This is a genomic window from Caldimonas brevitalea (genome assembly GCF_001017435.1).
Lineage (GTDB): Bacteria > Pseudomonadota > Gammaproteobacteria > Burkholderiales > Burkholderiaceae_C > Caldimonas > Caldimonas brevitalea.
Genome location: NZ_CP011371.1, coordinates 1,571,132 through 1,598,042, shown reverse-complemented (window position 1 = coordinate 1,598,042; position 26,911 = coordinate 1,571,132). Strand labels below are relative to the sequence as shown.

The window sequence follows — 26,911 nt, the reverse complement described above, 5'->3', positions numbered from 1 at the left end:
CGTCGTGGGGGCCGGGTTCGAACACAAGCTGTACGACGCGGCCCTCCACCTCGGGGTCCTCACACTCGCCAGCGAAGGGTGAGGTGGACTCCGGATGTGTCATGCCGGCACTCCCTGCACATCGCGCCCCCCCGCCATGCCTGGCGGCGCGTCGGCGTTACGGCGCAGCGTGTGCACGGTGTTGCCGCTGAGCCGGGCCAGGACCTGATCGCGCGGGCCCAACATCTCGAGGGCGCCTTCGCGCATCACGGCCAGCTTGTCGGCATGGCGCATCAATGGCGGCCGGTGCGACACCAGCACCACCGCGGCCCCACCCTGCTTGAGTTTGTCGATGGCGGCCACCAGCGCGTCTTCACCTTCGCTATCAAGGTTGGCATTGGGTTCGTCGAGCACGACCAGCCGGGGCGAACCGTAGACGGCGCGCGCCAACGCGATACGCTGGCGCTGCCCGCCCGACAACACGCAGCCGCCCTCGCCCAGTTCGGTTTCGTAGGCCTTGGGCAGCCGCAAGATCATCTCGTGCACGCCGGCCAGCTGAGCCGCCGCCACCACCCGCTCGGAGTCCACCTCACCGAGCTGGGCGATGTTGCGCGCCACGGTGCCCGCGAACAGCTCGACGTCTTGCGGCAAATAGCCGACCGCTCCGCACAGCTGCTCGCGCGGCCAGCTGGCCAGGTCGGCCCCGTCGAGCCGGACGCTGCCGGCATGCGGCGTGCGCAGCCCGAGCATCAAGCGCACCAGCGTGGTCTTGCCGGAGGCGCTGGGGCCGATCAGCCCCAGGCATTCGCCCGGTTCCACCGACAGGCTGACACGCTTGATCAACGGCCCGCGGGCGGGGTCGACGACAAAGCTGACCTGCTCCAGGCTCAGCGCACCGCGCGCCGGCGGCAGCCGCAAGCTCTGCTCCTCGGGCGCATCGACCCACTGGGCCTGCAGCCGACCCCATGCACCGCGCACCTCGACCAGCGACTTCCAGCCGGAAATCAAATGCTCGACCGGCTGCAGCGCCCGGCCGATCAGGACCGTCGAGGCGATCATGATCCCCGGAGAGGCGCGGTTGGTGATCACGAGCCAGGCACCCAGGCCCAACATGCCGACCTGCACCAGCTGGCGCAGCAAACGCCCGAGTGCCGACAGCAGCGCCGATGCATCGCCAACACGTTGCTGTGCCCCCATGGCCTGCTCGTGCTTGCCATGCCACAAGGCGATCGCGTTGCGCAGCATGCCCATGCCCAGCAGCACTTCGGCGTTGCGCGCCAGGGCCTCGACCTGCTGACCGGCAGCGCGACCGTGGGCCACCACCTGCTCGGTGTCGGCCCTGACATGGCGTTCGGTGTAAAGGCCCAGCGCAAACAGCACCAGCGCCGAAACGACGGCGGCCGCCCCGAGGGCCGGGTGCAGCGCGAAGATCACCAGCAGGTAGATCGGCAGCCACGGCGCATCGAACAGCGCAAACACCGCCGAGCTGGCGAGAAAGCCGCGCAGCCGCGCGATGTCTTGCATCGCGGCGCGGTCGGCGCTGCGCCGGCCGGTGGCAGCGTCGCGCAGCGTGGCGGCGAGCGCCTGCGGCGACAAGGTTTCGTCGACGATACGACCGGCGCGGGCCAGCAGCAGTGCGCGGGCGCGGTCCATGCAAAAGCCGAGCCCCAGCGCGAGCAGGGCCAAAGCCGTCAGCATCACGAGCGTCTCGATGCTGCGGCTCGTGAACACGCGGTCGAACACCTCGAGCATGTAGATCGACGGCACCACCAGGGCAAGGTTCAGCAACAGCGACGCACCGGCAGCCAGCGTGATGAAAGGACGCAGACGCGGTGAGAACAGCCAGTTCATGTAGGTCCCCTGCAGGGGTGATCAAAACGACGCCGAGAAGCATCGCCTACCGCCGCACCCCTCGCTACCCCCCCACTAAGGGGACAGGGTTCGCGATAGGTCGGCGCCGGAGAGTTGCTGCTGAACTGCTCGCACGCATTCGAGACCGATCACGTCGGATTGTGTGGTGTGCCACTTTCCCGCACCGGTGCTGGCCTCGAGCCCTGCCCGACAGGTGCGGATAGTAGCGGTCGGTTTCGAGCCTGCCACCGGGAAATACACGCAGGGGTGTCTTGGGGTGGACCCAAGCGATGCAGGCTTACCGTCGGTTTTTCGCCGCACTCTTTTCGACTGCCATGCAGGTCGAAGTTGAGCAGCAGAAGAAGGGAAAGTTAACCATGAAGATGCAGCGTCATGAGCGACGAGATGAGGCCGTGGCCACCACGCCGACGACCGGTGGGTTGCACGCTATGGACGGCAGCCAGCGCGCGCAAAGTCGTCGACGACGGCGCCATCAAGCCGGCACGACACGCCGTGCGCTCCCCTCTCGCTGCAAGGCATGCAATACCTCGAGGCTCGCCTGTCGTGCATCCCAGGGCACGAACAAGTGGTCATGGCAGGCGGCAGCCACCATGTTGCAGCTGATGCCGGCTTCGGTCAGGGCTGTGGAGACGGCCGCGGTCAGGCCGACGGCATGCAGATCGGAATGCACGCTCAACGTGATCCATGCGGCCCGAAACAGCACCGGCCACCCCGCTGCCTCCGCCACCGAAGCCTCGACCACCACGCTCAACCCCTCGCGCTCGCGGAAGGTGGCGAGCGGCTCGACCACGCCCAACCAACCGCTCCCTGCAGGCAACGAGGCGAACACATACATGCCGTCCTGCAGGGTCGGCTCGAGCGACGCCAACAGGGCTTGTAGATCGGAGACCGGAGTGCTGGGAGAACAAGGTGATTCCATGGCAGCATGCCCGCATCAGAAGCAAGGGCTGGATTCTGGCACCGGTCGAAGCCGTCTCACGCTCACGCTGCGCGGCTTGCCAGGCGACCTGCAGCCCTTATACTGTACAAAATGACAGTGCTGCATGGCGGCGCCTTTGGCAGCCCGCCGCAGCACGTCGTGCCCCACCGTTCGGCCGCGCCCGCCCATGCCCCGCTACATCGCTCACCTCGACATGGACGCGTTCTATGCGTCGGTGGAGCTGTTGCGTTATCCCGAGCTGCGCGGACGCCCGGTCGTGATCGGCGGCGGCCGACGCCACCAGCCGGTGTTGCGCGAGGACGGCCAGCGCGACGTCGCGGTGCTGCGCGACTACGCCGGCCGCGGTGTCATCACCACGGCCACCTACGAGGCGCGCGCCTACGGCCTGCACTCGGGCATGGGCTTGATGAAGGCGGCGGCCCTGGCACCCGACGCCGTGCTGCTGCCGACCGATTTCGACGAGTACCGGCGTTACTCACGGCTGTTCAAGGCGGCCGTGGCCGAGGTCGCGCCTCAGATCGAAGACCGCGGCATCGACGAGATCTATATCGACCTGAGCGAGGTGCCGGGCATCGACGAGCCGGTGGGTCACGATGCGATGGGCGGTGTGCGGGCGGTGGCGCAGGCGATCAAGAACAATGTGCAGCGCGCCACCGGGCTCAGCTGCTCGATCGGCGTGACGCCGAACAAGCTGCTGTCCAAGCTGTGCTCCGACCTCGACAAACCCGACGGCCTCACCGTCGTCACGCTGGCCGACCTGCCGCACCGCATCTGGCCGCTGCCGGCCAAGCGCATCAACGGCATCGGCCCCAAGGCGAGCGCCAAGCTCGAAGCGCTGGGCATCCGCAGCATCGGCGACCTGGCGGCTGCCGACCCGCAGTGGCTGGTGGGCCACTTTGGCATCAGCTACGGTACCTGGCTGCACCACGCCGCGCACGGACGCGACGAGCGGGCGGTGGTGACCTACAGCGAGCCGAAGTCGCTGAGCCGCGAAACCACCTTCGAACGCGACCTGCATGCACGGCTCGACCGCGAGCAGTTGAGCCGCATCTTCACGCGGCTGTGCGAACAGGTCGCCGACGATCTGGTGCGCAAGGGCTACCTCGGCAAGACCATCGGCCTGAAGCTGCGCTATGACAACTTCAAGACCGTCACCCGCGACCTCACGTTGCCGGAGTACACCTGCGACGCGGCGCTCATCCGGCAGGCTGCGGGGCAGTGTTTGAAACGCGTGCCGCTGGAGCGCCGGCTGCGGCTGCTGGGCGTGCGGGTCGGCACGTTGTGCCGGCGTGACGCGGTCCCGTCGCCGCGACCGCGCCGCACGGCGGCCCCCACCGAGGAGCCGCCGGCGGCCTACACGCTGCCGCTGTTCTGACGGGCGTCATCCATCAGCAGGGATCGGTCCCCGCCCCGTGTCCGATCCGCTTCGGTTGCACCCGCAGGCAGGCGCCGTTGGAGAAGCGCACCGTCCGCGCGGCGCCGCTCGGGTTGTACGCCACATAGGTGCGCACGCCGTTCTTGTTGAACACCGCGTGGGTCGGCACGTTGGCCGTCACGCCGGTGTCCACCCGCCCCATCGCGTTCAGGTTGTGCAGCCAGTGGTAGGTGTGGGCCTTGCTCTCGCCGGCCTCGCTGGCATAGTTGCCCGCACCGAACTTGGCCAGCGCCGCCGCGGGGTCGACCAAGGCCTGGAAACTCCAGATCACGTCGACCCATTCGCTCTCGGGCCCGCCGTTGCGTCGTACCAGCTCGTCGTAGTTGCGCTTCACGTAGGACGGGTGCCGGCCTAGGTAGAGCGAGCCGCCGGTGATGGGCAGGAAGTTGATGCCGTGGATCTCCTCGGGGTTGGCGGTCCACCAGGTGGCATAGGCGGCGCCGCTGCCCCAGACGATGCCCACCACGTCGTGCTGGAACGACGCCGGGAAGACGTTCTGGTCGACGTCGAACCAGTACTGCTCGATGGCCCGCGTCATCGTCGCGTGCAGGAAGATGCCCATGTCGCGCAGCCGCTTGTTGCCGGTGGCGGCGCCCCACAAGGCCACGCCGGTGGCGAAGTTCATCGCCTCCGACGACGATTCCTCGTTGTTGCCCGACGCGAACAACGCCGGCCCGTTGGCCCAGTCGTGGCCGGAGTAGACGTCAAAGGAACGCATGAAGGGGAAGCGCGTGTCGCTGCGGTCCATGTTGGCGACGTCACGCATCCAGAACTCCACCATCGCGCCCCATTTGTCTTGCGCGGCCCAGCCCGGGTCGAAATGCGCGACCGTCGCGGCCGCCATCATCCAGTAGCCGTAGTGGAAGTCATGGTCGTTCAGCTCGGTGTTGGAGTTGAACGAAGCGGGGTAGCCGATCAGCGTGTTCCAGGTGCGGTCGTAATAGAGCTTGAGGCCCCGGTTGTCGCCACCGGCGTCGGCATGCATCCAGTCCTCCAGCGACAGCTTCAACGCGCGGATGAAGTTGTCGCGTGCGGCCTTGTTGCCCACCTGGTCGGCGATCCACACCAGCTGCGCCAGGCGGCCGGCGTCCTTGCCACCCCAGTAGGTGTCGGTGTGCGAGATATAGGTGTCGTTCAGGTAGGCGTCCTGCACATAGGCGGCGAGACGGCTGCGGTCGTAGCTGCCGGCATCGGGCAGCGTCGGCAGCACGCCGTTGAACTTCATCTTGGTGTGCATCGAGTTGCCCGCGCGCACCCGCATCTCGCCGCGCGGCGACACGTAGCGCAGCGGCGTCACGGGGTCGGCGCTGTTCTTCCACTGGTGCGGGTACAGGCCGAACAAGGTGTAATTGAGGTTGCCATTTCCCGATTCCTTCAGCTCGGTGGTGAACGTGAAGGTGGTGTTCATCTCGGCGTTGGCCTCGTCGTACCGCCACTGCGCCCGGGTGTGTGTGATGAAGGCGTAGGCGTGCTTGCGGTACAGCTCGATGGTGGCGGGCGACTTGTCGGGCAGCAGCGCCACCGTGAAGTAGTTCTTGCCCGACAGGCTGGACGTGAAGGGCGGGCCCGACGACCAGTTCGACCCGGTCGGCGCGCACAGCAGGTAGTAGTGGCCGTTGACCTCGATGCCCAGCACGCCGCGCTGGTTGTAGAAGGTGCCCTGGTAGCCCGAGGTCACGTTCACCTGTGCATCGGCGTTGCCCTGGCGGGTGAAGAAGACGAAGGGCACACCCTTGGTGATGGTGGCGTCGAGGCTGCTCGCGCCGCTCCAGCGTGCCACCACCGACCAGTCGGAGTATTTGGCCACGCGGGTGTCGGGCGAGTTGAGGCCGGCCAGGCCGACCCGCAGGTCCTCGGCTCGGTAGTGGTAGTGGTACTCGTTGTTGAGGGCCGGCGTGGTCTTGTAGCTCAGCCCGAGTCCGTTCTGGAAGGCCTGCACCGACAGCGGATGCGGGAACATCGGCGACGACCAGGGGTTGGGCGCGTCTTCCGGATCGAACTGCCAGATCAGCGAAGACCACCATTTGTTGGTCTGCACCGGCCCGGTGAAATCGGCCGTCACCTTGGGCCTGACCGGCACGCCAGCCTTGTTCGACGGCCCTTTCTGCCCGGCGGGCAAGGTGTCGGTGTAGCTGCCGGCGCCGACCGGCACGGTGGCCGCGACGGCGGCCTGTAGCGTCAAGGCGGCCACTCCGGCCGCGGTGATGCACAACTTCAAACCGGACCTGATGTCCATGACGAATTGCTCCTCGTTGTGGGGCCCGACGTGCCGCTTGCCGGCGCGCGTTCCGTGTGTCCTTGGGGCTGGGCCGGCAGCGCCGGGCAAAGCCTGGAAATTTTGCGAGGGTGGACCGGCGGAAGCGATGTCCTAAGGCGAGACAGGTGTCCCCAAAACCGCGTGGCGACCGGTACAAAGTGAAACCGGCTGTCGCCGGTGCGCCCGATCTTGCTTGTTAGATTGGGCCGCCTCACCGTCTGTGCGACCCGTTTCCAACGTTCCCCATGCATGTGCGACAGCCGAGCTACCGCCTCCCGACACCCCGCCCCGAACTCGAACTGGTCGAGCAGCCCGAACTGAGTTCTGCCTTCATGCTCAGTGGTGCCCATCGGGCCGACGTGCCGCAGGGCTGGAGCTATCCGCGCCACGACCATCCGTACTTCGAGCTGTGCTTGTTGCTCGAGGGCGAGCAACAGGTGCGGCTCACGGGCAACACGCTGACCCAGGGCCCGGGCGACCTGCTGTTGCTCACACCCTTCGAGGCGCATGCGGCGTCGACCGATGTTGCGTCGCGCTTCTACTGCCTGCATTTCGATGTCGACGACATCGACCTGCGGCGTCTGTTGTGCCTGGCCGGCACGCGCGTGTGGTGTGCACACGAGCCCGCGATGCAGGAGGTGCGGCCCTGGCTCGACCGCATGGCGGCGCTGCAGGTCGGGCCCGCCGACTCGGCACTGCGCTGGCGACTGGCCATGGGCGCCGCGCTGACCGGTTTGTTCGCGGCACTCGCCGTCGCCTGCGAGGCCCGCGTCGAGCAGGCGCCAGCACTGCCGCAGGCCGCCCTGCAGACGGCCGCCAGCCTCGCCGCGCTGATCGAGCGTGAAGTCGACCAAGGTGCGCAGGAGACCCCGCTGGAGGCGGCCATCCGGCGGCTGGGCTATGCGCCGGACTATGGCAACGCACTGTTCAAGCAGGTCTATGGCATGTCGGCCCAGCACTACCGATCGAGCCTGAAGCTGCGCCGCGCCAAGCTGTTGCTGCTCAACACGCAGCTCAGCGTGGCGCAGGTGAGCGAGCAGCTGGGCTACGCCAACGGGGCGCACTTCAGCCGGCAGTTCAAGCGCTGGTCGGGCATGTCGCCACAAGCGTTCCGGCGCACGCAAAATGTCGCCGCCTGAAGGCGGTGCGCCGTGCCGCCACGGCCGCCCCACCCGCAGCCTGAAAGTGCCTCGACGATGCGTCTCGCCCAGCGTCTGAACCTGCCGTCCACCCCCTCCGCCGCCTGGTTGCGTGCCGCCGTCGGCCCTGCGTTGTGCGGTGCTGCCTATGCGAACGGCCTGGCGCACGGGCCCGCGCCCCTGCTGGCCGCCTTGCTGCTGGCGGTGACGCTGTACGCCGCGGTGACCCAGCGCAAGGCCGTCGCCCTGCCCTGCTTCGTGGCCGCCGGTGTCGTCATGCTGGCGCTTGGGATGTCGCTGGTGCCCGGCTACTCGCGCGTGGACCTGGGGGTGGTCTCGGTCAACGCCGGCAAGGCGGTGGCCGGGCTGTCGGCCGTCGCGATGCTGCCCTCGGCCTGGCGCTGGAACCGCGCCTGCACGGCGGCCGCGCTCGCCTGTCTGGTGCTGGTGCCGGCACTGGCATGGGCCATCGGTTTCGTGCACTGGGCCCCGGCCACGCCGGCCCATGTGGCGACCTACGCATTCGGCAACCTGTTCGGCACCATCGCCGAGGAATGGTTCTTCCGCCGCTGGTTGCATACGCCACTGCAGCGCTACGGCCGCTGGGCGGCGCTGGTGATCACGGCTGTGTTGTTCGGCATCGCGCACGTCGGCGGCGGCCCGTCCTTCATGCTGCTGGCCGGGGTGGCGGGCCTGTTCTACGGCGCGGTGTTCCAGTTCACCGGCAGCGTCTGGGCCTCGGTGCTGCTGCACCTGGCGCTCAACGTGCTGCGGGCCGCGCTGTTCGGCGGCTGACCGGCCGCCGGCGGCTCAGCCCAGTTCGTCGAGAGCCGCTTCCACCATGCTCTTGATCAAGGCTTCATCGACGGGCTGCCGATAGCGGCACTTGAGATGCCGTACCCCCTTGCCCGAGCCTTCCAGCTGTGAAAACTGAGGGGCGATCGCGGCCCCCTGGAAGAACTGCAGGTTGGCATGGGTCTTGTGCGTCACGATGGCGAGCACATGTTGACCCGAGGCGCTGAAGACGAGGTTGCCCCACTTCACGCTTTGCTCGAGCCCCGGGGCGGCGTCGAGCACCGCGCGTTGCAATGCCTGGGCAGTGGCACGCTCGTCAGGCAACAGGTTGTCGAAATAGGCAGCCACCAGGGCTGCAGGTCGGACAGGTGTACGCATGGCGACTAGGGCTGCTCGGCACAAGGTGGGGTCGCGCAGCGGCACGCCCCGTGTGTCGCTGCCCGGTTCACGGATGAAGAAAAAGAAATGAAACGTCGCCTCATTTGGACATTCATCAAAGCAAGAAGGTCGGGCTCTACAACGGCGAGAAGCACAAGGTGATGCGGGATCGTCTCGACCTTGCATATGGCGGGCCGGGTGCTCGCGCGGCTGTCGGCAGCGTCGAGCCGGCGAGCTTACTTGCACAGCATAGCGGCAGTGGCGGCTCAAGCCCCCGCGCACACGCCGTCGGTGCATGCGCACCGGAAAAGAGCCGTGGGCAATAAATGCCCCGTGCTGAAAAAACTACGCCGATCGCTGCAAGCCGCCCCGCGCGCGCTGCGGCTCGCCGCCTCGACTCCAGCCCAGACAGGCGGCGGCGCTCCAGGAGGATCCGACGAGCAGCACCCCGTCCCGCCAGGACATTCCCGTGGCCATGGCCGATGCCGGCGTGCGCTGCCCCGTCGGCAGTGCGAGCACCCAAACACTGCCGCGCGCGTCGACCCACAACACCGACGCGCTCAGGCGCTCGGCCTGACGCCAGCCCGCAGCAGGCGGGGCGCCGGGCGACAGCAGCACGGTCACCGTCGCCGGCGCCCCGGCCGGGGCCCGCGTGGCCCAGGCCGCGGCGCCGGGCGACAGCAGCACGGTCACCGTCGCCGGCGCCCCGGCCGGGGCCCGCGTGGCCCAGGCCGCGGCGCCGGCGGCGAGCAGCACCAACAGAGTGGCCGTCGCGGGGCCCCCTCCAGACCGGGCCGGGGGCCTCCTGCGCAACGCCCAGGCCGCGACCAGCGCACCCAGGCCGAAGACGAGCAGCCAGCCGAGGTCCCACAACCAGGGGTTGTCCACCCCCATGCGGATGCGATGCAGGCCGAGTGTCCAGTGGCTCAGCACGGCGTCGACGACATGCCAGATGCCGAAGCCGAGCAAGGCGTCGGCCATCAGCCGCCGGCCGGCGCCGGGGGCGCCCAGCCGGGCCCGATGGCGCAGCAACAGGAACAGCCCTGCCACGGCGACGACATACATCGCCGCATGGAACAAGCCGTCGGCCAGCAACTGGGTGCGCAGATCCAGAGGCCCGTCATTGGCCTCGATGCCACTCAGCAAGTGGTGCCACTGCAGCACCTGGTGCAGCAGGATGCCGTCGAAAAAGCCGCCAAGCGCAAAGCCGAGCAGGCCCGCGCCCCACGGCAGGGCGCCGCGGCCCACGGGGTCAGCGGCGGTGGTCGAACTCGCAGTCATGGAAAGGCGTCTCCGATCTTTGCTCTGCGGAGGCAGGAGCAAGTCGGGCGCCTAGGCGGGGTACGAGGTGGGCCGAGAAGGTCGCCGACCCGCCACGGGGCCAGCAGCGCGTGCTGCTTCGCCTCAGTGGGCGTCGAGCAGACGCCGCTGCTGCTCGCGCTCGCAGCTCTTGAAGAGCTCCAGCGCCATGGCCTGCAACGTGTCGTCCTGGCAGATGCGCGCCAGCGCGATGCGCTCGAAGGCGTAGACCCGGTCGAACATCATGCGGGCGATCTGCACCGGCCAGCCGTGGGCAGCCATCAGTTCCTTGAAGCGGGCCAGCAGCAGCAGGTCGGACGACGGCAGCACCGCGGCATGGCTGGGCTGCAGCACCTCGACGATCGGGCCGGGGGCCGTCTCGGCGCACGGCGCGCGCAAGGCCGCAAAGGCGGAGCCGCCAAACTCGGTGGGCAGTTCTTCGGGGGAGTATTCGATCACGTCTGGCAGCGGCAACATGGGGCACCTGGGCGGTCTGCCCCGTGTCGGGGCCATGGATGCGACGATACGCGGGGCGGGGGCGGGCCGATCGGCCAAAAAGACGGCGGGCGGGGCGCCAGTTTCGGCGCCCGCGCCGCCGCGACCTAGGAAAAGCAGGCTTGCAGATCCGTTGCGCAGCTGCGCAACGGGTGGCAATCACTCGTCAGCGCGGACGCGATGCAGTGGCCGGCATAGCCGGGGTCGCGCTGCAAACGGGTCAGGTCGACCCACCAGCCCTGCCCTGCCATCATCCACTTGAAGTCGACCAGGCGAAGGAACTCGACCTGCCGGGCAGGCTCCCGGCGTTGCGGTGTGGTGGTGGCGGTGGTGGTGTGTGTGGTGGTCATGGTGCTCTCCGCAGTGGGCCCCACGCCGGTGATGTGCAGCGGGTACGGCCATGACTCAACCTTAGATGAACGCCAGATTTCAAACATCCCAAGCAAGAGGGGGATGGCCCCCCCAGTTTTGAGGTTGAAATCAGGGCCGTCCGGGCGGTGTGCACTGCAGCAACAGTGCAGCCCGGCGCCCGGGTCAGGTTTTGGGCAGCGTGACGCCGCGTTGGCCCTGGTATTTGCCGCCACGATCCTTGTAGCTGGTCTCGCAGACTTCGTCGCTCTCGAAGAACAGCACCTGGGCGCACCCTTCGCCTGCGTAGATCTTGGCGGGCAGCGGTGTGGTGTTGCTGAATTCGAGCGTCACGTAGCCCTCCCATTCGGGCTCGAAGGGCGTGACGTTGACGATGATGCCGCAGCGCGCATAGGTGCTCTTGCCGAGGCAGATCGTCAGCACGCTGCGCGGAATCCTGAAGTATTCGACGGTGCGGGCCAGCGCAAAGCTGTTGGGCGGGATGATGCAGACCTCGCCCTTGAAGTCGACAAAGCTCTTTTCGTCGAAGTTCTTCGGGTCGACGACGGTCGAATGGATGTTGGTGAAGATCTTGAACTCGTCGGCGCAGCGGATGTCGTAGCCGTAACTGCTGGTGCCGTAGCTGACGATCTTGTGCCCGTCGCCCGCGTAGCGCACCTGGCCCGGCTCGAAGGGCTCGATCATGCCGTGCTGCTCGGCCATCCGGCGGATCCATTTGTCGCTCTTGATGCTCATGCTGGCGTTTCGTGCGCGGTGAAGAAGAGAGTGGCGCCATTCTAGTGGTCGCGCCCAGGGCCCACCGGTGCACGGACCGGGGCGCAGCAGCGGGACGCAATCGGCACCACAATGGAAGGCCGGCGCGCGCTTTGCTTCTGTAGAAAGAGGCAGTGCCGCTGACTACGGGAAAACCATCAGGCAATGCTGCCGAAGATGCCAGGATTTTGGCAGTCGGGGCCGCGGTATGGGCCTAGCATTGCGCTATTGCCGAGTCGCCGCAGCGACCCCGCGCACAGGAGACACGCATGCGCAACGCTTTGACCCTGTTGACCCAATACGCGGAATACCACCGCGATCGCCGCAACATCACGACGCATTTCATCGGTGTGCCGATGATCGTCTTCGCCGTCGGTGTGCTGCTGGCGCGACCGGTCGTGCCGATCGGGGCTGTGACCCTCACGCCGGCCTGGTTGCTGTTCTGGCTGTCTGCTGCCTGGTACCTGACACGGCATGCCGTGCTCGGGCTCGCCGTCAGCGGCGCCGTCGGACTGCTGATGCTGCTGGCACATAGCACCGAAACGATGAGCACCTTGCCCTGGCTGGCGACCGGCCTGGGTTTTTTCACGCTCGGCTGGGTGATCCAGTTCATCGGCCACTACTACGAGGGCCGTAAGCCGGCGTTCGTGGACGACCTCTCCGGGCTGCTGGTGGGGCCGATGTTCGTGGTGGCCGAGGCGATGTTCGCGCTCGGCTGGAACCGCGAAATGCTGCAGGAAATCGAAAAGCGCGCCGGGCCGACCGTGATCCGAGACCTGGCGAACGCGCGCCCCTAAAAGCGGCTCCCGGGCGGCCAGCCCGACGCCTGCCCTGCGCGCATCGGGGCCGGCTGAGGCGGCCGCCGCCTCAGGTGTTTTTCGAAATCGAGATGGTCGGGAACTTCGACGAATAGTCTTTCGCCGTCTCCGCGATCTTCACCGCCACGCGCCGCGCAATGTGCAAATACAGCTTGGCGATGTCGCCGTCCGGCTCGCTGACCACCGTGGGCCGGCCGGCGTCGGCTTGCTCGCGGATGCGCAGGTCGAGCGGCAAGCCGCCAAGGTAGTCCACCCCGTAGTCGGCCGCCATCTTCTTGCCACCTTCGGCACCGAAGATGTGTTCGGCATGGCCGCAGTGGGAACACACATGCACTGCCATGTTTTCCACCACGCCCAAAATGGGCACGCCCACCTTCTCGAACATCTTGAGGCCCTTGCGGGCGTCGAGCAGCGCGATGTCTTGCGGTGTGGTGACGATCACGGCGCCGGTCAGCGGCACGCGCTGGCTCAGCGTCAGCTGGATGTCGCCGGTGCCGGGCGGCATGTCGACGATCAGGTAGTCGAGCTCGCGCCATTGCGTCTGGCGCAGCAGCTGGTCGAGCGCCTGCGTCGCCATCGGGCCGCGCCAGATCATGGGGTTGTCGGGCTCGATCAAAAACCCGATCGACATCACCTGCACGCCATGGTTCACCAGCGGCTGCATGGTCTTGCCGTCCTCGCTTTCGGGACGGTCGGCGATGCCCATCATGGTCGGCTGGCTGGGGCCGTAGATGTCGGCGTCGAGCAGGCCCACCGTGGCGCCTTCGGCGGCCAGCGCCAGCGCCAGGTTGACGGCCGTCGTGCTCTTGCCCACGCCCCCCTTGCCGGAGGCCACCGCGACGATGTTCTTGACCGCGGGTAGCAGTTGCACACCGCGCTGCACGGCATGGGCCAGCACGCGGGTCTGGATGCTCACGTCGACCTGCTGGACACCGGGCACGGTCCGCGCCGCCGCCGAGAGTCGCTCTTGCAACAGCGGCCACTGGCTTTTGGCGGGGTAACCCAGCTCGATCTCGAACGACACGCGCGAGCCGTCGATGCGCAGGTTTTTCAAGGCCTTGGTGCTGACGAAATCCTTGCCGGTGTTCGGATCGACGACCTGTTGCAGCGCCTCGGTCAAGGCTTGTGGAGTGACGGACATGGGGAGTGCGGGGTGTGGGTTCAGGGACTCCGTTTCAGTCTAGCGCAGGCCGACGCCGAAGGCCGGTCCCGCTTTCACGCCGGCGAGCGCCCCGCCCGAGACGCCGGCGGCTGGTCGCGGCCCCGGGGCGAGGCAGGTCCGACCGTCGGACTCCCCCTAGAATCTCGCTTTTCCCCTGACCCGCGCCACGCGCGCAAGAGGCCACGATGACCCGCAAGCTCTTCGTCACGACCGCCCTGCCCTACGCCAATGGCAACTTCCACATCGGCCACATCATGGAGTACATCCAGGCCGACATCTGGGTGCGGTTCCAGCGCATGCAGGGCAACGAAGTGCATTTCGTCGGCGCCGACGACGCCCACGGCGCGCCGATCATGATCGCGGCCGAAAAGGCGGGCAAGACACCTCAGGAGTTCGTCGCGAGCATCGCCGCCGGGCGCAAGCAATACCTCGACGGCTTCCACATCGGCTTCGACCACTGGCACTCGACCGACAGCCGCGAGAACACCGAGCTGGCCCAGGGCATCTACCGGGCACTGCGCAAGAACGGGCTGATCTTCTCGCGCAACATCGAGCAGTTCTTCGACCCGGTCAAGGAGATGTTCCTGCCGGACCGCTACATCAAGGGCGAGTGCCCGAAATGCAACGCGAAGGACCAGTACGGCGACTCGTGCGAGGTGTGCGGCGCGGTCTACACGCCCACCGAACTGAAGCACCCCTACTCGACGCTGACCGGCGCGACGCCGGTGATGCGCAGCAGCGAGCACTACTTCTTCCAGCTGTCGTCGCCGCGCTGCATCGAGTTTTTGCAGCAATGGACGCAGGACGGCAAGCTGCAGCCGGAGGTGGCGAACAAGGTCAAGGAATGGTTCGCCACCGACGAGCACGGTCACGGCGGCCTGAGCGACTGGGACATCTCGCGCGACGCGCCGTATTTCGGCATCGAGATTCCCGATGCACCGGGCAAGTACTTCTATGTATGGCTCGACGCGCCGGTCGGCTATCTGGCCTCGCTGAAGAGCTATTTCAACGCCGGCGGCCCCAAGGCCCGTCATGGCGAGTCGCGCAGCTTCGAGGAGTTCATCGCGGCGCCCGAGGTCGAGCAGTACCACTTCATCGGCAAGGACATCACCTACTTCCACACGCTGTTCTGGCCGGCGATGCTGCACTTCAGCGGTCGCAAGGTGCCCAACAACGTGTTCGTGCACGGCTTCATCACCGTCAGCGGCGAGAAGATGAGCAAGAGCCGGGGCACCGGCATCGACCCGCTCAAATACCTGGCGCTGGGCATGAACGCCGAGTGGTTGCGCTACTACATCGCGGCCAAGCTGAATGCGCGGGTCGAAGACGTCGACTTCAATCCCGACGATTTCGTCGCCCGGGTCAACAGCGACCTGGTGGGCAAGTACATCAACATCGCCAGCCGCGCCGCGGGCTTCATCAGCAAGCGCTTCGGCGGCCGCCTCACCGCGGCGCTGTCGGCCGACGGCCAACAGTTGCTGGCGGCGTTGCAGGGGGGTGCTGCCGATGTGCAGCGCCTGTACGAAGAGCGCGAGTACGGCAAGGCCTTGCGCGAGATCATGTTGCTGGCCGACCGCGTCAACGAATACGTCGACCAGAACAAGCCCTGGGAACTGGCCAAGCAGCAAGGCCAGGACAGCCGGCTGCAAGAGGTCTGCACGGTCTGCATCGAAGCCTTCCGGCTGCTGACGATCTACCTCAAGCCGGTGCTGCCGGCGCTCGCCGCCAGCGTCGAGTCCTTCCTGCAGGTGGCGCCGCTCACGTTTGCCGATGCAGCCCGCACACTCGGCGAACACCAGATCGGCACCTATCAGCACCTGATGCAGCGCGTCGACCCCAAGCAGCTCGACGCCTTGTTCGAGCCGCCGGCCCCGGTGGCCGCCGACAAGCCGGGTGGCGAGGACATCGCCGACACCATCGGCATCGAGGACTTCGCCAAGATCGATTTGCGCATCGCCAAGATCGTCGATTGCCAGTCGGTCGAAGGCTCCGACAAGCTGCTGCGCCTCACGCTCGATGTCGGCGAGGGCAAGACCCGCAACGTCTTCAGCGGCATCAAGAGCGCCTATGCACCGTCGGACCTGGTCGGCAAGCTGACCGTGATGGTCGCCAACCTGGCGCCGCGCAAGATGAAGTTCGGCGTCAGCGAAGGTATGGTGCTGGCCGCCTCGCATGCCGACGAGAAGGCAAACCCCGGCATCTATGTGCTGGAACCCTGGCCGGGCGCCCAGCCGGGCATGCGGGTGCGTTGATGCAAGCACAAGGGCCGCATTCGCGGCCCTTGTCGATGGTGGAGGCGACCGAAAGCGCTACTCGTCCAGCACGTCGGCGCCCGGAGGCGGCGTGAACTTGAACTTGTCCGGCGCGGGGGCGGCGTTCGCCTCGACCTTGCTGAACGACAGCAAGGACTTCTGGCCGAAGGCGTCGAGGATCTCGACCGCGGCGAGGTCCTTGCCACGGAAGCCGACACGCACCGACTGGAACTGGCTGTCCTTCTGCTTCGGCTTGGCCTCGGCCCATTGCAGGCCGTCGCGGTCCGGCAAGGCCTTCAGGTCGAAGTCTTTTTCGAGCGCCCCACCCGCCAGCAGGGCGGCGGGGGTCGCGCCGAGCGCCTGGTTCATCGGCCGCACGCTGACCTGGTTCAGATCGGGGTCGTAGAGCCACACGCGTTGCCCGTCGGCCACGATCAACTGCGCGAAGGGCTTGGCGTATTCGAAGCGGAAGCGCCCCGGCCGCACGAACTCGAAATCGCCCTGGGTGGTGCGCTTCTTGGCGCCGTCGGGCGAGGTCACCGTCTGCGTGAAGCTCGCACGACCGCTTTTCACGTCCTGCACGAAACCCTTGAGCGTGTCGACCGCATCGGCCCAGGCCGGTGCTGCGGCGCCCAGCAGCGCCGCGATCAGCAGGTGGTAAGGCTTCTTCATTCTTCTCGATTCGGCGCCAGGATGTCCCGGTTGCCGTTGGTGGACATGCTAGATACGAGCCCGGACTTTTCCATTTGTTCCAGCAGTCGGGCAGCGCGGTTGTAACCGATGCGGAGGTGGCGCTGTACCAGCGAGATCGACGCGCGCTTGTGCTGCAACACCACCGCGACGGCCTGGTCGTACATCGGGTCGGCCTCGCCGTCGCCACCACCTTCACCGCCCTCGCCCGCGGCACCGCCCTCACCCTCCAGCGTCCCGCCTTCGAGGATGCCTTCGATGTAGTTCGGCTCGCCCTGGCTCTTGAGGTATTCGACCACGCGGTGCACCTCTTCGTCGCTGACGAAGGCGCCGTGGACACGCACTGGCAGCCCCGTGCCAGGCGCGAGGTAGAGCATGTCGCCCTGCCCCAGCAGCGCCTCGGCGCCCATCTGGTCGAGGATGGTGCGCGAGTCGATCTTGCTGGACACCTGGAAGGCGATACGGGTCGGGATGTTGGCCTTGATCAGGCCGGTGATGACGTCCACGCTCGGCCGCTGCGTCGCCAGGATCAAATGGATGCCGGCCGCGCGCGCCTTCTGCGCCAGGCGCGCGATCAGCTCTTCGATCTTCTTGCCGACCACCATCATCAGGTCGGCCAGCTCGTCGATCACCACCACCACGAAGGGCAGGCGGTCGAGCGGTTCGGGCTCTTCGGGCGTCAGGCTGAACGGATTGCTGATCTTTTCGCCGCGCTCGTGGGCGTCGGCGATCTTCTTGTTGTAGCCGGCCAGGTTGCGCACGCCCAGCTTGCTCATCAGCTTGTAGCGGCGCTCCATCTCGCCGACACACCAGTTGAGCGCGTTGCTGGCCTGCTTCATGTCGGTGACGACCGGGGCGAGCAGGTGCGGAATGCCCTCGTACATCGCCATCTCGAGCATCTTCGGGTCGATCAGGATCAGCCGCACGTCGCGTGCTTCGGCCTTGTACAGCAGCGACAAAATCATGGCGTTGATCCCGACCGACTTGCCCGAGCCGGTGGTACCCGCGACCAGCAAATGGGGCATGCGGGCCAGGTCGGCCGTGACCGGGTGGCCGACGATGTCCTTGCCCAGCCCCATGGTCAGCATCGACTGCGCGTCGTTGTAGACCTGCGAGCCGAGGATCTCGGCCAGCCGGATGCTCTGCCGCTTGGCGTTCGGCAGCTCCAGGGCCATCAGGTTCTTGCCGGGGATGGTCTCGACCACGCGAATGCTAACCAGGCTCAGCGACCGGGCCAGGTCCTTGGCCAGGTTGACGATCTGCGAGCCCTTCACGCCAGTGGCGGGCTCGATCTCGTAGCGGGTGATGACCGGGCCGGGCGACGCCGCCACAACCCGCACCTCGACGCCGAAATCCTTCAGCTTCTTCTCGATCAGCCGCGAGGTCATTTCGAGCGTCTCGGGCGTCACCGTCTCGAGCTTGCCGGGCGCCGCGTCGAGCAGGTCGACCTGCGGCAGCTTGGTGTCGGTCAGTTCCGAGAACAAGGGCTTCTGCCGTTCCTTGACGACCCGCTGCGACTTCGGCACCTCCACCACCGGCGGCTCGATCAGGATGGGCGGGTGGTCCTCGATCACGTGGCGCTCGACCTCGACCACCTGCTGGCGCTCCTTGCTGGCCTTCTCGCCCAGCCGCAGGTCTTCCTTGATCTCGCGACGCACTTCGCGCTTGACGCGCCAGCTGTCGATCCAGCCGCCCAGCCGCTCGGCCGCCCGCACCCACGAAAAGCGCAGGGCCATCGAGACACCGGCGACCAGCAGCGAGATCCACCACACGCCGGAGCCGGCGAAGCCGAGCAGCCGCATGCTGCCGGCGCCCAGCGCATGGCCGAGCACGCCTCCGGCGTGGCCGGGCAGATAGGCTTCGAGGTGGTAGAGCCGGGTCCATTCCAGGCTGCAGCTCGCGCTCAGCAGGGCGACCACGCCGACCCAGAACAACCAGACCGGCGGACGGCCACTGGTGTCGGCCGCCGGCGCGTCGTCGCTGCGCAGCAACCGCGCCAACGAGCTCAGCCAGGCGCGCGCGGCCACCAGCACCAGCCACCAGGCCGAGAAACCGAACAGGAAAAACAACAGGTCAGACACCCAGGCGCCGAGCACGCCGGCCGCGTTGTGCAGCCCGCTGCCGTCGCCGGTGGTCGACCAGGCCGCATCCGCGCTCGAATGCGTCAGCATGGCCAGCAGCAACAGCACCAGCCCGAGCGCGCCGAGGAAGGCCGTGAGCTGGACACGCCACCGGGGCGTCGGCACGGGCGCCGCGGCGGAGGGCGTGGCCTTGGGCGCGCGGGTGTACGCCGCGGAACTGCCGCGGCCTGAGTTGGAGCCCGTGGCGGGGCCGGTGGTGGGGGCCGGGGCCGGATCACCCCCGAGAGAGCCAAGAGGAAATGCCATGCGCGGATTGTGAATCAACCGCGTGGCGTCCACACCACATTCGGCTACAACTCGGCACCATTCGTGGCGGCCGGGCTGCAGCCCGGGGGTGGGCTCGAGGGCTCAGGCGGCTTCAGCCGACCTGCAGACGTTCTTTGATCACCACCGAGCCGTCCGGCTGGGTCTCGACGTACTGCCGCTCTTCGAGGTCTTTCATGACCCGGCTGACCATCTCGCGCGAGGCGCCGACGATCTTGGCCAGGTCCTGGCGCGAGACCTTGTTGCGGATCAGCAGCGAGCCATTGCTTTCCTCGGCCATGTCGAGCAGCGTGCGGGCCACGCGGCCGTAGACGTCGAGCAGCGCCAGCGATTCGATCTGCCGGTCGGCCGCACGCAAGCGCGACACCAGGCCGCGCATGATGGCGTAGGACAGGCTGGAATTCTCCGGCAGGCAGCGGGCGAACTCGGGGCGGCCGAGCACCAGCACGTCGGTCTGCACCTCGGCACGCACCGTGGCCGAGTGCGGCTCGTTGTCGATCAAACTCATCTCGCCGACGTAGTCGCCGGGATGCAGCATCGCGAGGATCACCTCGCGGCCGCGGGCGTCGGCGGTCAGGACCCGCGCGCGGCCCGTCAGAAGTATGAACAGGGCATTCGATTTGCGCCCTTGCTCGACGATGATTTCGCCGCGCCGGTAGCGCCGCTTGACCACGCCTTCTGCAACGGCTTCGGCCTGGGTACTGGTCAACATCGAAAACAAGGGTACGCGTCGAATCAGGTCCAGGTTAGACAGCATCGCCATACAGATCACCTTCTGCGTTATGTCTCGGCTTCCCGGGCAAAGCCCGTTCCGCACATCGGCCACCGGCGTTTCTTACAATCGCGGCTTGCGGTGGGGCCTTCAGGCCCCATCTGCCGGGAATCGTGGCACGCCTTTCTGCACGCTGTGAGATATCTCACAGCGGGGACTCTACCTGAAGCAGCGGCTTCGCAGCAGGGGGTACCACCCGAGCAACGACACCACTGGCGCGCAAGCGCCTGCAGCAGCATGACGCCCAAACACGCCCAAGTCCTGATCCTCGGTTCCGGCCCCGCCGGCTACACCGCCGCCATCTACGCCGCGCGCGCCAATCTGAAGCCGATGCTGGTGACCGGGATGGCGCAAGGCGGGCAGTTGATGACGACGACCGAGGTCGACAACTGGCCGGCCGACGTGGCCGGCGTGATGGGCCCCGACCTGATGCAGCGCTTCCAGCAGCATGCCGAGCGTTTCAACACCGAGATCGTGTTCGACCACATCAACGAGGTCTCGCTGGGGCAGCGGCCGTTCCGGCTCAAGGGTGACGCCGGCGAATACACCTGCGACACGCTGATCATCGCGACCGGCGCCTCGGCCAAATACCTCGGCCTGCCCTCCGAGGAGGCCTTCATGGGTCGCGGTGTGAGCGGCTGCGCCACCTGTGACGGCTTTTTCTACCGCGACCAGGACGTCTGCGTGGTCGGCGGCGGCAACACCGCGGTCGAGGAGGCGCTGTACCTGTCCAACATCGCGCGCAAGGTGACCCTGATCCACCGGCGCGACAAATTCCGCGCCGAGGCCATCCTGATCGACAAGGTGGCCGAGAAGGTGCAAGCCGGCAAGATCGAGCTGAAGCTGCACTCGGTGCTCGACGAGGTGCTGGGCGACGCCTCTGGCGTGACCGGCGTGCGGGTGCGCAACGTCAACGACAACAGCACCGAAGACATTGCGCTCAAGGGTTGTTTCATCGCCATCGGCCACCAGCCCAACACCGACATCTTCAAGGGCCAGATCGAGATGAAGGACGGCTACATCCTGACCCGCACCGGCCTGAACGGCTTCGCGACGATGACCAGCGTGCCCGGCGTGTTCGCGGCGGGCGACGTGCAGGATCATGTCTACCGCCAGGCCATCACCAGCGCCGGGACGGGCTGCATGGCCGCGCTCGACGCCCAGCGTTTCCTGGAGCAAGGCGGCCAGGTTTGAGGCGTGCGCCGGCCGCCAGCGGCGGCCGCTGGCGCGGCCTCGGGGCCTGACTGGCGGGAGCGGCGGTTTTCCCGCTATAATCGCCGTCTTTGCCGATACTGGCTTTGCCTCAATCGTTCCGCGCAAGCGGTGGGCGGGTTGGCAGGTGCGCGGTGAAGGATGAGTGTAAAGGGTGGGGCTACAGCACGACAGCAGCCCCCGCAAGAGGCGCGCAAGCCCTCTTCGAGCCCCTGCCGAGTCCTTCCACGTGGCCTGCCTGATGCCAAAAAACGAATGCAGCACGCGAAGCCTTCGAAGGGCGTCCACCAAGCGGCTCGGTCCCGTGTTTTACACCCGGGCCGCCTGCTCTAGGCGTCAAATCTGAACCGAGATTGAAACGGAGAAGCGTCATGGCACGCGTCTGTCAAGTTACGGGCAAGCGCCCGATGGTGGGCAACAATGTGTCCCACGCCAACAACAAAACGAAGCGCCGCTTCCTGCCGAACCTGCAGTACCGCCGCTTCTGGGTCGAGAGCGAAAACCGCTGGGTGCGCCTGCGCGTGAGCAACGCCGCGCTGCGCCTGATCGACAAGGTCGGCATCGACCAGGTCGTCGCCGACCTGCGTGCCAAGGGCGAGCTCTGATCGCCGCCGCCGCTTAAGGAGCAAACACCATGGCCAAGACCGCTCGCGAAAAGATCAAGCTGGAGTCGACCGCAGGCACGGGTCACTTCTACACGACCACCAAGAACAAGAAGACGACGCCCGAGAAGATGGAGATCATGAAGTTCGATCCCAAGGCTCGCAAGCACGTCGCCTACAAGGAAGTGAAGCTGAAGTAATTCGGCTGTCGCTGCCCTTGTTGGCTCAACCCGCCCGGCTTCGGCCCGGCGGGTTTTTTGTTTGTGGGCCCGCGGTCCGGCCTCAGCCTGACGGGGTCCATGAGCGGGAGCGGGAGCCCGTGCGCGGTGCCAGGATGGGCAGGGCCCGACCGGCCCTTCCTTGTCGCCTGCTCCCGACTCGCTGCCAGCCCAGCGCGGCACCACCTGAGCCCGGCCTTCGCAGGCCGAGACCTCCGGGCCAGCCCGAGGTGAGGGACGGCACCGCCTGCGCCCCGACCACAAAGCGATCACCCATGAAAAAACGCCCTCCGAGGAGGGCGTTTTCAGTGAGGCGGCAGCCGAGGAAGACTCAGGCGCGCACCGCCCGCAGCTTGACGGCGAAATCCTGCAAGGCCGCGATGCCACTGTCCTCGGCCTTCTTGCACCAGGCCTGCAGGTCGGCCACCAGTTGCTCGGCGGAGACGTTGGTGCGCGTCCACAGTTGGCGCAGCTCCTCGCGCATCGCGACCAGCTTGGCCAGCGCCGGCGACTGGGCGCAGACGCGCTCGAGGTGGGGCTTGACGTTGGACGGGATGCGGTCCTCGTCACGGTGCAGCCAGCGCTTGGCGACCCGCAGCTCCGACCACTTGGCGCTGTTTTGCGCCCCGCTGGCCTTCAGGTGCGCCAGTTCTGCAGCGCAGGCGCGACGCAGTTCGCGACCGTACTTGGCCATCACTTCATAGCGGTGGGCAATGATCGCCTCGAGCGTGTGCGCGTCGGCCACCGGCTTGACGTCGCCCATCTTGAGCAGCGGCGGCGTCTTGCGGACCTTGGCCAGACCCAGGATCTCGAGCGTGCGGATGTAGGCCCAGCCGATGTCGAACTCGTGCTTCTTGACCGACAGCTTGGCCGACGTCGGGTAGGTGTGGTGGTTGTTGTGCAACTCCTCGCCGCCGATGATGATGCCCCACGGCGAGATGTTGGTGGACGCGTCGGCCGCCTCGAAATTGCGGTAACCCCACCAGTGGGCCAGGCCGTTGATGATGCCGGCGGCGGTGATCGGGATCCACAGCATCTGCACCGCCCAGACGGTCAGGCCAGCGGCGCCGAACAGCAGCAGGTCGATGATCATCATCAAGCCGACGCCGTGCCAGGTGAAGCGGCTGTAGACGTTGCGCTCCATCCAGTCGTCCGGGGTGTTGTGGCCGAACTTCGCCAGGGTCTCCTGGTTCTTGGCCTCGGTGCGATACAACTCGCTGCCGGTCAGCAGCACGGTCTTGATGCCGCGCGTCTGGGGGCTATGGGGATCGTCGACGGTTTCGCACTTGGCGTGGTGCTTGCGGTGGATCGCGACCCACTCCTTGGTCACCATGCCGGTGGTCGTCCACAGCCAGAAGCGGAAGAAATGGCCCACGACGGGGTGGAGGTCGACCGAGCGGTGCGCCTGCGAGCGGTGCAGGAAAATCGTGACCGACGCGATCGTGATGTGGGTCATCACCAGCGTGAACGCGATGATTTGCCAGACCGAAGCGTTCAACACGCCATGGGCCAGCCAGTCGACAAGACTTTCCCACACGACAAGAATCTCTGACATCTAAAGCAGCCTTTCTGAAAGCTCGTCGGATTGTAGGGGAGCGGCCCGGGCGGGCCCGCCGGATTTCACGGGACAAAGCCGCAAGATCCGGGCTTTCTCACCGCAAACTGACCTACATCTAGCCGAACGGGCAGCCCGATTGGAGTCCCTTCCGTCAGCAACGTTCCCACACGGCGGCAAAGAAACCATCAGTTGCATGGCGATGGGGCCAAAGTCGCAGGTGATCACCCTCGACAAGCAAGTTCGGTTCCGCCACCCGGGCATGCTCGAGCACCTCGCCTGCCGGCACCGGCTTGAAGCTGCGCTGGGCCTGCTCCAGAAACTGTTCCGCGATGCGCTCGTTTTCTTCGGCCAGCACGCTGCAGGTGGCATACACCAGCCGCCCGCCGGGCTTCAGCAAGCGGGCCGCGCTTTGCAAAATCGCGAGCTGCTTTGCCGTCAACTCTTCCACCGCCTTGGGCGATTGGCGCCATTTCAGGTCGGGGTTGCGGCGCAGGGTGCCGAGCCCTGAACACGGCGCGTCGACCAACACCCGGTCGATCTTGCCGGCCAGCCGTTTGATCCGTTCGTCGCGCTCATGCGCGATCTGTGCCGGATAGACATTCGACAAGCCGCTGCGGGCCAGGCGCGGCTTGAGGTTGTCGAGCCGGTGGCCCGAGACGTCGAAGGCGTACAGCCGGCCCGTGTTGCGCATGGCAGCGCCGAGCGCCAGCGTCTTGCCGCCGGCCCCGGCGCAGAAGTCGACCACCATCTCGCCGCGCTTGGCCTCGGTCAGCAGCGCCAGCAGCTGGCTGCCCTCGTCCTGCACCTCGACGTCGCCGCGCGTGAACACTTCGAGCTTGTTCAGCGCCGGCTTGCCCTCGACCCGGAGGCCCCAGGGCGAATGGGGGGTTTCGTGCGCTTCGATGCCGGCCGCCTGCAGCTCGGCCATCACCGACTCCCGCTTGGCCTTCAGCAGGTTGACGCGCAAGTCCAGCGGTGCGCTGCGGTTGAGGCTGTCGACCAGCGGCCAGAACTCCTCGCCCAGGCGCTCCTTCAGCGGCGCCACCAGCCAGTCGGGCAGGTTGTGGCGCAGTTTCTCGGGCAGGCTGGTGAGATCGACCCCGCGCACCTGCGTCAGCCAGGTCTGCTCGTGCGGCGCCAGCGCGCCGCGCAAAAAGCTCTCACTGCCCTGCCAGGCGAGGATGGCCAGGCGCCGCTCGAGCGGGCCGGAGCCCGACTGCGCGAAGTGCTGCCAGAGCAGCCGCTGCCGCACGGCCGCATAGGCGGTTTCGGCCAAGGTGTGCCGCTCGCGCGGGCCCAGCTCGCGGTGCTGACGGAAAAAGGCGGAGACGACACCGTCGGCCGGCGCGTCGAACTTCAGGATGGCTCGCACCAGATCGGTGGCGAGCTCCAACAGGGCATTGGGGTGCATCGGCCGATTATCCCCGGGCGCCGCGTGCGCCTCAGCGGGCGGGGCTCGCCCGGCTCACAGCACCAGTTGCGGCTCCCCGCGGCGGTGCACCACCACCCCGTCGCGCAGGTCCAGCGCGTCTTCGACGATCCAGCGCACGGCCCGCGGATAGATCTGGTGCTCGCGGGCGAGCACCCGCTTCGACAGGCTGTCTTCGGTATCGTCCGGCAGCACCGGCACCGCGGCCTGCACGATGATGGGCCCGTGATCCAGTTCGGCCGTCACGTAGTGCACCGTGGCGCCCGCGATCTTGCAGCCTTGTTCGATGGCACGCCGGTGGGTGTGCAGGCCGGTGAAGGCCGGCAGCAACGACGGGTGGATGTTGACCATACGCTGCGCATAGTGCTCGACGAACCCGGGCGTCAGGATACGCATGAAACCGGCCAGCACCACCAGGTCGGGCGTGTGGCGGTCGATCACCCGGGCCAGTTCGGCATCGAAGGCCTCGCGCGTCGCGTGTTGCTTGTGGTCGACCACGTCGGTGGCGATGCCGCGGGCGGCGGCGAACTGCAGCCCCTTCGCGTCGGGCCGGTTGCTGATCACCGCAGCGACGCTCGCCGGCCAACCTTCGGCGGCGCAGGCGTCGACGATGGCCTCCATGTTGGAGCCGCGGCCGGAGATCAGGATCACGATGCGCTTCATGGGGCGGCAGTGTAGCCGCCAGGGTGCCGGCGCGAGCAGGCCGGGAGCGCCCCGCCCCCCTACAATGCCGCACTTTCCCCCACGCTGTACTCTTGCCGAGCCCGCCATGACCGAACGTGTACTCACCGGCATCACCACCACCGGCACCCCGCACCTCGGCAACTACGTCGGGGCGATCCGCCCCGCCATCGCGGCCAGCCGCGCGCCCGGCGTCGAGAGCTTTTTCTTCCTGGCCGACTACCACGCGCTGATCAAGTGCGACGACCCGGCCCGCATCGAACGTTCGCGCCTCGAGATCGCCGCCACCTGGCTGGCCGCCGGGCTCGACACCGAGCGCGTCACCTTCTATCGCCAGAGCGACATCCCCGAGATCCCCGAGCTGACCTGGCTGCTGACCTGCGTGACCAGCAAGGGCCAGATGAACCGCGCCCACGCCTACAAGGCCGCCACCGACGCCAACGACGCGGCGGGCGAAGAGCAGGACGCGGGCGTCACGATGGGCCTGTACTGCTACCCCATCCTGATGGCGGCCGACATCCTGCTGTTCAACGCGCACCGGGTGCCGGTCGGGCGTGACCAGGTGCAGCACATCGAGATGGCGCGCGACATCGGGCAGCGCTTCAACCACCTGTTCGGCCAGGGCCGCGAGCTGTTCGTGCTGCCGCAGGCCGAGATCGAGGAAAGCGTGGCCACCCTGCCCGGCCTCGACGGCCGCAAGATGTCGAAGAGCTACGACAACACCATCCCGCTGTTCGAGGGCGGCGCCCGCGGCCTGAAAGACGCGGTCGCCCGCATCGTCACCGACTCCCGGTTGCCCGGCGAGCCGAAGGACCCCGAGCAGTCGCACCTGGTGACGATCCACGACGCCTTCGCCGACGCCGAGCAGCGTGCCGCCTTCCGCGCCGACCTGATCGCCGGCCTCGGCTGGGGCGACGCCAAGCAGCGCACCGTGGCGTTGATCGAAGCCCACGTTGGCCCGATGCGCGAGCGTTACGCCGAGCTGACCGCACACCCCGAGCGCATCGAGGCGGTGCTGCAGGAGGGTGCCCGCAAGGCGCGCGCGGTCGCGACGCCCTTTTTGGCGGAGCTGCGCCAAGCCGTGGGCCTGCGCCCGATGGTGGCCGTGCCGCAACCCAAGGCGGCGGCGAGCGACGCCGGCAAACCGGCGCTGCCGCTGTTCAAGCAATACCGGGAGTCGGACGGCCGCTTCTACTTCAAGCTGACCGCCCACGACGGCACCGTGCTGCTGCAAAGCCAGGGCCTGGCCGAAGGCCGCGAGGCCGGCAGCTGGGTCAAGCGCTTGAAGACCGAAGGGGCGGCTGCCTTGGCGGACGCGCCGGTAACCTTCGGCGAGGGTGTCGACCGGGCCCGCGTCGAGGCGGCGCTCGCGGCGCTGGTCGCCGCCCAGGAGTGAGCCGG

At 67.3% G+C, this 26,911-nt stretch carries 24 protein-coding genes; 9 read left to right on the top strand and 15 right to left on the bottom strand.

The window, feature by feature from the left end:
* Positions 1 to 99: 99 nt before the first annotated feature.
* Both AAW51_RS06955 and AAW51_RS06950 read right to left on the bottom strand, forming a co-directional pair.
* Entirely contained in the window at positions 100 to 1,830 is a 1,731-nt protein-coding gene (locus AAW51_RS06955; protein ID WP_053013395.1) for a type I secretion system permease/ATPase, read from the bottom strand.
* A gap of 493 nt (positions 1,831 to 2,323) precedes the next feature.
* Positions 2,324 to 2,770, bottom strand: a complete 447-nt coding sequence (locus tag AAW51_RS06950) for an ACT domain-containing protein (RefSeq protein ID WP_047194028.1) — start codon at positions 2,768 to 2,770, stop codon at positions 2,324 to 2,326.
* 187 nt (positions 2,771 to 2,957) lie between these two features.
* Here AAW51_RS06950 and dinB point away from each other — a divergent pair, with 187 nt between their 5' ends.
* A complete protein-coding gene (dinB, locus tag AAW51_RS06945; RefSeq protein ID WP_047197509.1) occupies positions 2,958 to 4,166 on the top strand; it encodes a DNA polymerase IV in 1,209 nt (402 codons plus the stop codon).
* Positions 4,167 to 4,179: 13 nt separating this feature from the next.
* Here dinB and AAW51_RS06940 read toward each other — a convergent pair whose 3' ends face one another.
* Complete coding sequence (locus AAW51_RS06940) at positions 4,180 to 6,462, bottom strand: glycosyl hydrolase (RefSeq protein WP_053013394.1); 2,283 nt, start codon at positions 6,460 to 6,462, stop codon at positions 4,180 to 4,182.
* A gap of 266 nt (positions 6,463 to 6,728) precedes the next feature.
* Between AAW51_RS06940 and AAW51_RS06935 the strand changes: the two genes are divergently transcribed.
* On the top strand, positions 6,729 to 7,622 hold the full coding sequence (locus AAW51_RS06935) for a helix-turn-helix domain-containing protein (RefSeq protein ID WP_047194027.1): 894 nt from the start codon (positions 6,729 to 6,731) through the stop codon (positions 7,620 to 7,622).
* Between the two features lie 57 nt (positions 7,623 to 7,679).
* Positions 7,680 to 8,417: a CPBP family glutamic-type intramembrane protease gene (locus tag AAW51_RS06930; RefSeq protein WP_047194026.1), complete on the top strand. Its 738-nt coding sequence runs from the start codon at positions 7,680 to 7,682 to the stop codon at positions 8,415 to 8,417.
* A gap of 15 nt (positions 8,418 to 8,432) precedes the next feature.
* Here the strand turns inward: AAW51_RS06930 and AAW51_RS30405 are convergent, their stop codons facing one another.
* From AAW51_RS30405 to dcd, 5 genes are all read right to left on the bottom strand, one after another.
* Positions 8,433 to 8,795, bottom strand: coding sequence for a DUF1801 domain-containing protein (locus tag AAW51_RS30405; RefSeq protein ID WP_169787991.1), 363 nt, complete (start codon positions 8,793 to 8,795; stop codon positions 8,433 to 8,435).
* Between the two features lie 345 nt (positions 8,796 to 9,140).
* Positions 9,141 to 10,076, bottom strand: a complete 936-nt coding sequence (locus AAW51_RS06920) for a DUF2243 domain-containing protein (protein WP_047194025.1) — start codon at positions 10,074 to 10,076, stop codon at positions 9,141 to 9,143.
* Positions 10,077 to 10,199: 123 nt separating this feature from the next.
* Positions 10,200 to 10,571, bottom strand: a complete 372-nt coding sequence (locus tag AAW51_RS06915) for a hypothetical protein (RefSeq protein WP_047194024.1) — start codon at positions 10,569 to 10,571, stop codon at positions 10,200 to 10,202.
* Positions 10,572 to 10,696: 125 nt separating this feature from the next.
* Entirely contained in the window at positions 10,697 to 10,939 is a 243-nt protein-coding gene (locus AAW51_RS06910; RefSeq protein WP_047194023.1) for a hypothetical protein, read from the bottom strand.
* Between the two features lie 184 nt (positions 10,940 to 11,123).
* Complete coding sequence (gene dcd, locus AAW51_RS06905; RefSeq protein WP_047194022.1) at positions 11,124 to 11,693, bottom strand: dCTP deaminase; 570 nt, start codon at positions 11,691 to 11,693, stop codon at positions 11,124 to 11,126.
* A gap of 287 nt (positions 11,694 to 11,980) precedes the next feature.
* On the opposite strand from dcd, the gene AAW51_RS06900 reads away from it, so the two are divergent.
* On the top strand, positions 11,981 to 12,508 hold the full coding sequence (locus tag AAW51_RS06900; protein ID WP_047194021.1) for an Mpo1 family 2-hydroxy fatty acid dioxygenase: 528 nt from the start codon (positions 11,981 to 11,983) through the stop codon (positions 12,506 to 12,508).
* A 70-nt stretch (positions 12,509 to 12,578) separates the two neighbouring features.
* Here AAW51_RS06900 and apbC read toward each other — a convergent pair whose 3' ends face one another.
* On the bottom strand, positions 12,579 to 13,670 hold the full coding sequence (gene apbC / locus AAW51_RS06895) for an iron-sulfur cluster carrier protein ApbC (RefSeq protein WP_047194020.1): 1,092 nt from the start codon (positions 13,668 to 13,670) through the stop codon (positions 12,579 to 12,581).
* A gap of 206 nt (positions 13,671 to 13,876) precedes the next feature.
* Here apbC and metG point away from each other — a divergent pair, with 206 nt between their 5' ends.
* On the top strand, positions 13,877 to 15,943 hold the full coding sequence (metG, locus tag AAW51_RS06890) for a methionine--tRNA ligase (RefSeq protein WP_047194019.1): 2,067 nt from the start codon (positions 13,877 to 13,879) through the stop codon (positions 15,941 to 15,943).
* A gap of 57 nt (positions 15,944 to 16,000) precedes the next feature.
* Here metG and lolA read toward each other — a convergent pair whose 3' ends face one another.
* From lolA to AAW51_RS06875, 3 genes are all read right to left on the bottom strand, one after another.
* On the bottom strand, positions 16,001 to 16,615 hold the full coding sequence (gene lolA, locus AAW51_RS06885) for an outer membrane lipoprotein periplasmic chaperone LolA (protein WP_047194018.1): 615 nt from the start codon (positions 16,613 to 16,615) through the stop codon (positions 16,001 to 16,003).
* Entirely contained in the window at positions 16,612 to 19,020 is a 2,409-nt protein-coding gene (locus tag AAW51_RS06880; RefSeq protein WP_083438664.1) for a DNA translocase FtsK, read from the bottom strand. The genes lolA and AAW51_RS06880 overlap by 4 nt, the downstream gene beginning before the upstream one ends.
* A gap of 112 nt (positions 19,021 to 19,132) precedes the next feature.
* Complete coding sequence (locus AAW51_RS06875; protein ID WP_047194016.1) at positions 19,133 to 19,801, bottom strand: Crp/Fnr family transcriptional regulator; 669 nt, start codon at positions 19,799 to 19,801, stop codon at positions 19,133 to 19,135.
* Between the two features lie 246 nt (positions 19,802 to 20,047).
* Between AAW51_RS06875 and trxB the strand changes: the two genes are divergently transcribed.
* The 3 genes from trxB (at position 20,048) to rpmG (ending at position 21,824) form a co-directional block, all read left to right on the top strand.
* Positions 20,048 to 21,004, top strand: coding sequence for a thioredoxin-disulfide reductase (gene trxB, locus AAW51_RS06870; RefSeq protein ID WP_047194015.1), 957 nt, complete (start codon positions 20,048 to 20,050; stop codon positions 21,002 to 21,004).
* A gap of 389 nt (positions 21,005 to 21,393) precedes the next feature.
* Positions 21,394 to 21,627 (top strand): 50S ribosomal protein L28, encoded by a 234-nt coding sequence (gene rpmB, locus AAW51_RS06865; protein WP_047194014.1) that lies wholly within the window; start codon positions 21,394 to 21,396, stop codon positions 21,625 to 21,627.
* Positions 21,628 to 21,656: 29 nt separating this feature from the next.
* On the top strand, positions 21,657 to 21,824 hold the full coding sequence (rpmG, locus tag AAW51_RS06860; protein WP_047194013.1) for a 50S ribosomal protein L33: 168 nt from the start codon (positions 21,657 to 21,659) through the stop codon (positions 21,822 to 21,824).
* Between the two features lie 349 nt (positions 21,825 to 22,173).
* Here the strand turns inward: rpmG and AAW51_RS06855 are convergent, their stop codons facing one another.
* The 3 genes from AAW51_RS06855 to purN form a co-directional block, all read right to left on the bottom strand.
* Positions 22,174 to 23,397 (bottom strand): DesA family fatty acid desaturase, encoded by a 1,224-nt coding sequence (locus AAW51_RS06855; protein ID WP_047194012.1) that lies wholly within the window; start codon positions 23,395 to 23,397, stop codon positions 22,174 to 22,176.
* A gap of 154 nt (positions 23,398 to 23,551) precedes the next feature.
* A complete protein-coding gene (locus AAW51_RS06850; protein ID WP_047194011.1) occupies positions 23,552 to 24,811 on the bottom strand; it encodes an RsmB/NOP family class I SAM-dependent RNA methyltransferase in 1,260 nt (419 codons plus the stop codon).
* A 54-nt stretch (positions 24,812 to 24,865) separates the two neighbouring features.
* Complete coding sequence (gene purN / locus AAW51_RS06845; RefSeq protein ID WP_047194010.1) at positions 24,866 to 25,492, bottom strand: phosphoribosylglycinamide formyltransferase; 627 nt, start codon at positions 25,490 to 25,492, stop codon at positions 24,866 to 24,868.
* Between the two features lie 106 nt (positions 25,493 to 25,598).
* Between purN and AAW51_RS06840 the strand changes: the two genes are divergently transcribed.
* Complete coding sequence (locus AAW51_RS06840) at positions 25,599 to 26,906, top strand: tryptophan--tRNA ligase (protein WP_047194009.1); 1,308 nt, start codon at positions 25,599 to 25,601, stop codon at positions 26,904 to 26,906.
* The last annotated feature ends 5 nt before the right edge of the window (positions 26,907 to 26,911 follow it).

Bases quoted from the DNA above. Each gene is read 5' to 3' on its own strand.
- AAW51_RS06955 (WP_053013395.1), bottom strand. From the start codon at position 1,830: ATGAACTGGCTGTTCTCACCGCGTCTGCGTCCTTTCATCACGCTGGCT.
- AAW51_RS06950 (WP_047194028.1), bottom strand. From the start codon at position 2,770: ATGGAATCACCTTGTTCTCCCAGCACTCCGGTCTCCGATCTACAAGCC.
- dinB (WP_047197509.1), top strand. From the start codon at position 2,958: ATGCCCCGCTACATCGCTCACCTCGACATGGACGCGTTCTATGCGTCG.
- AAW51_RS06940 (WP_053013394.1), bottom strand. From the start codon at position 6,462: ATGGACATCAGGTCCGGTTTGAAGTTGTGCATCACCGCGGCCGGAGTG.
- AAW51_RS06935 (WP_047194027.1), top strand. From the start codon at position 6,729: ATGCATGTGCGACAGCCGAGCTACCGCCTCCCGACACCCCGCCCCGAA.
- AAW51_RS06930 (WP_047194026.1), top strand. From the start codon at position 7,680: ATGCGTCTCGCCCAGCGTCTGAACCTGCCGTCCACCCCCTCCGCCGCC.
- AAW51_RS30405 (WP_169787991.1), bottom strand. From the start codon at position 8,795: ATGCGTACACCTGTCCGACCTGCAGCCCTGGTGGCTGCCTATTTCGAC.
- AAW51_RS06920 (WP_047194025.1), bottom strand. From the start codon at position 10,076: ATGACTGCGAGTTCGACCACCGCCGCTGACCCCGTGGGCCGCGGCGCC.
- AAW51_RS06915 (WP_047194024.1), bottom strand. From the start codon at position 10,571: ATGTTGCCGCTGCCAGACGTGATCGAATACTCCCCCGAAGAACTGCCC.
- AAW51_RS06910 (WP_047194023.1), bottom strand. From the start codon at position 10,939: ATGACCACCACACACACCACCACCGCCACCACCACACCGCAACGCCGG.
- dcd (WP_047194022.1), bottom strand. From the start codon at position 11,693: ATGAGCATCAAGAGCGACAAATGGATCCGCCGGATGGCCGAGCAGCAC.
- AAW51_RS06900 (WP_047194021.1), top strand. From the start codon at position 11,981: ATGCGCAACGCTTTGACCCTGTTGACCCAATACGCGGAATACCACCGC.
- apbC (WP_047194020.1), bottom strand. From the start codon at position 13,670: ATGTCCGTCACTCCACAAGCCTTGACCGAGGCGCTGCAACAGGTCGTC.
- metG (WP_047194019.1), top strand. From the start codon at position 13,877: ATGACCCGCAAGCTCTTCGTCACGACCGCCCTGCCCTACGCCAATGGC.
- lolA (WP_047194018.1), bottom strand. From the start codon at position 16,615: ATGAAGAAGCCTTACCACCTGCTGATCGCGGCGCTGCTGGGCGCCGCA.
- AAW51_RS06880 (WP_083438664.1), bottom strand. From the start codon at position 19,020: ATGGCATTTCCTCTTGGCTCTCTCGGGGGTGATCCGGCCCCGGCCCCC.
- AAW51_RS06875 (WP_047194016.1), bottom strand. From the start codon at position 19,801: ATGGCGATGCTGTCTAACCTGGACCTGATTCGACGCGTACCCTTGTTT.
- trxB (WP_047194015.1), top strand. From the start codon at position 20,048: ATGACGCCCAAACACGCCCAAGTCCTGATCCTCGGTTCCGGCCCCGCC.
- rpmB (WP_047194014.1), top strand. From the start codon at position 21,394: ATGGCACGCGTCTGTCAAGTTACGGGCAAGCGCCCGATGGTGGGCAAC.
- rpmG (WP_047194013.1), top strand. From the start codon at position 21,657: ATGGCCAAGACCGCTCGCGAAAAGATCAAGCTGGAGTCGACCGCAGGC.
- AAW51_RS06855 (WP_047194012.1), bottom strand. From the start codon at position 23,397: ATGTCAGAGATTCTTGTCGTGTGGGAAAGTCTTGTCGACTGGCTGGCC.
- AAW51_RS06850 (WP_047194011.1), bottom strand. From the start codon at position 24,811: ATGCACCCCAATGCCCTGTTGGAGCTCGCCACCGATCTGGTGCGAGCC.
- purN (WP_047194010.1), bottom strand. From the start codon at position 25,492: ATGAAGCGCATCGTGATCCTGATCTCCGGCCGCGGCTCCAACATGGAG.
- AAW51_RS06840 (WP_047194009.1), top strand. From the start codon at position 25,599: ATGACCGAACGTGTACTCACCGGCATCACCACCACCGGCACCCCGCAC.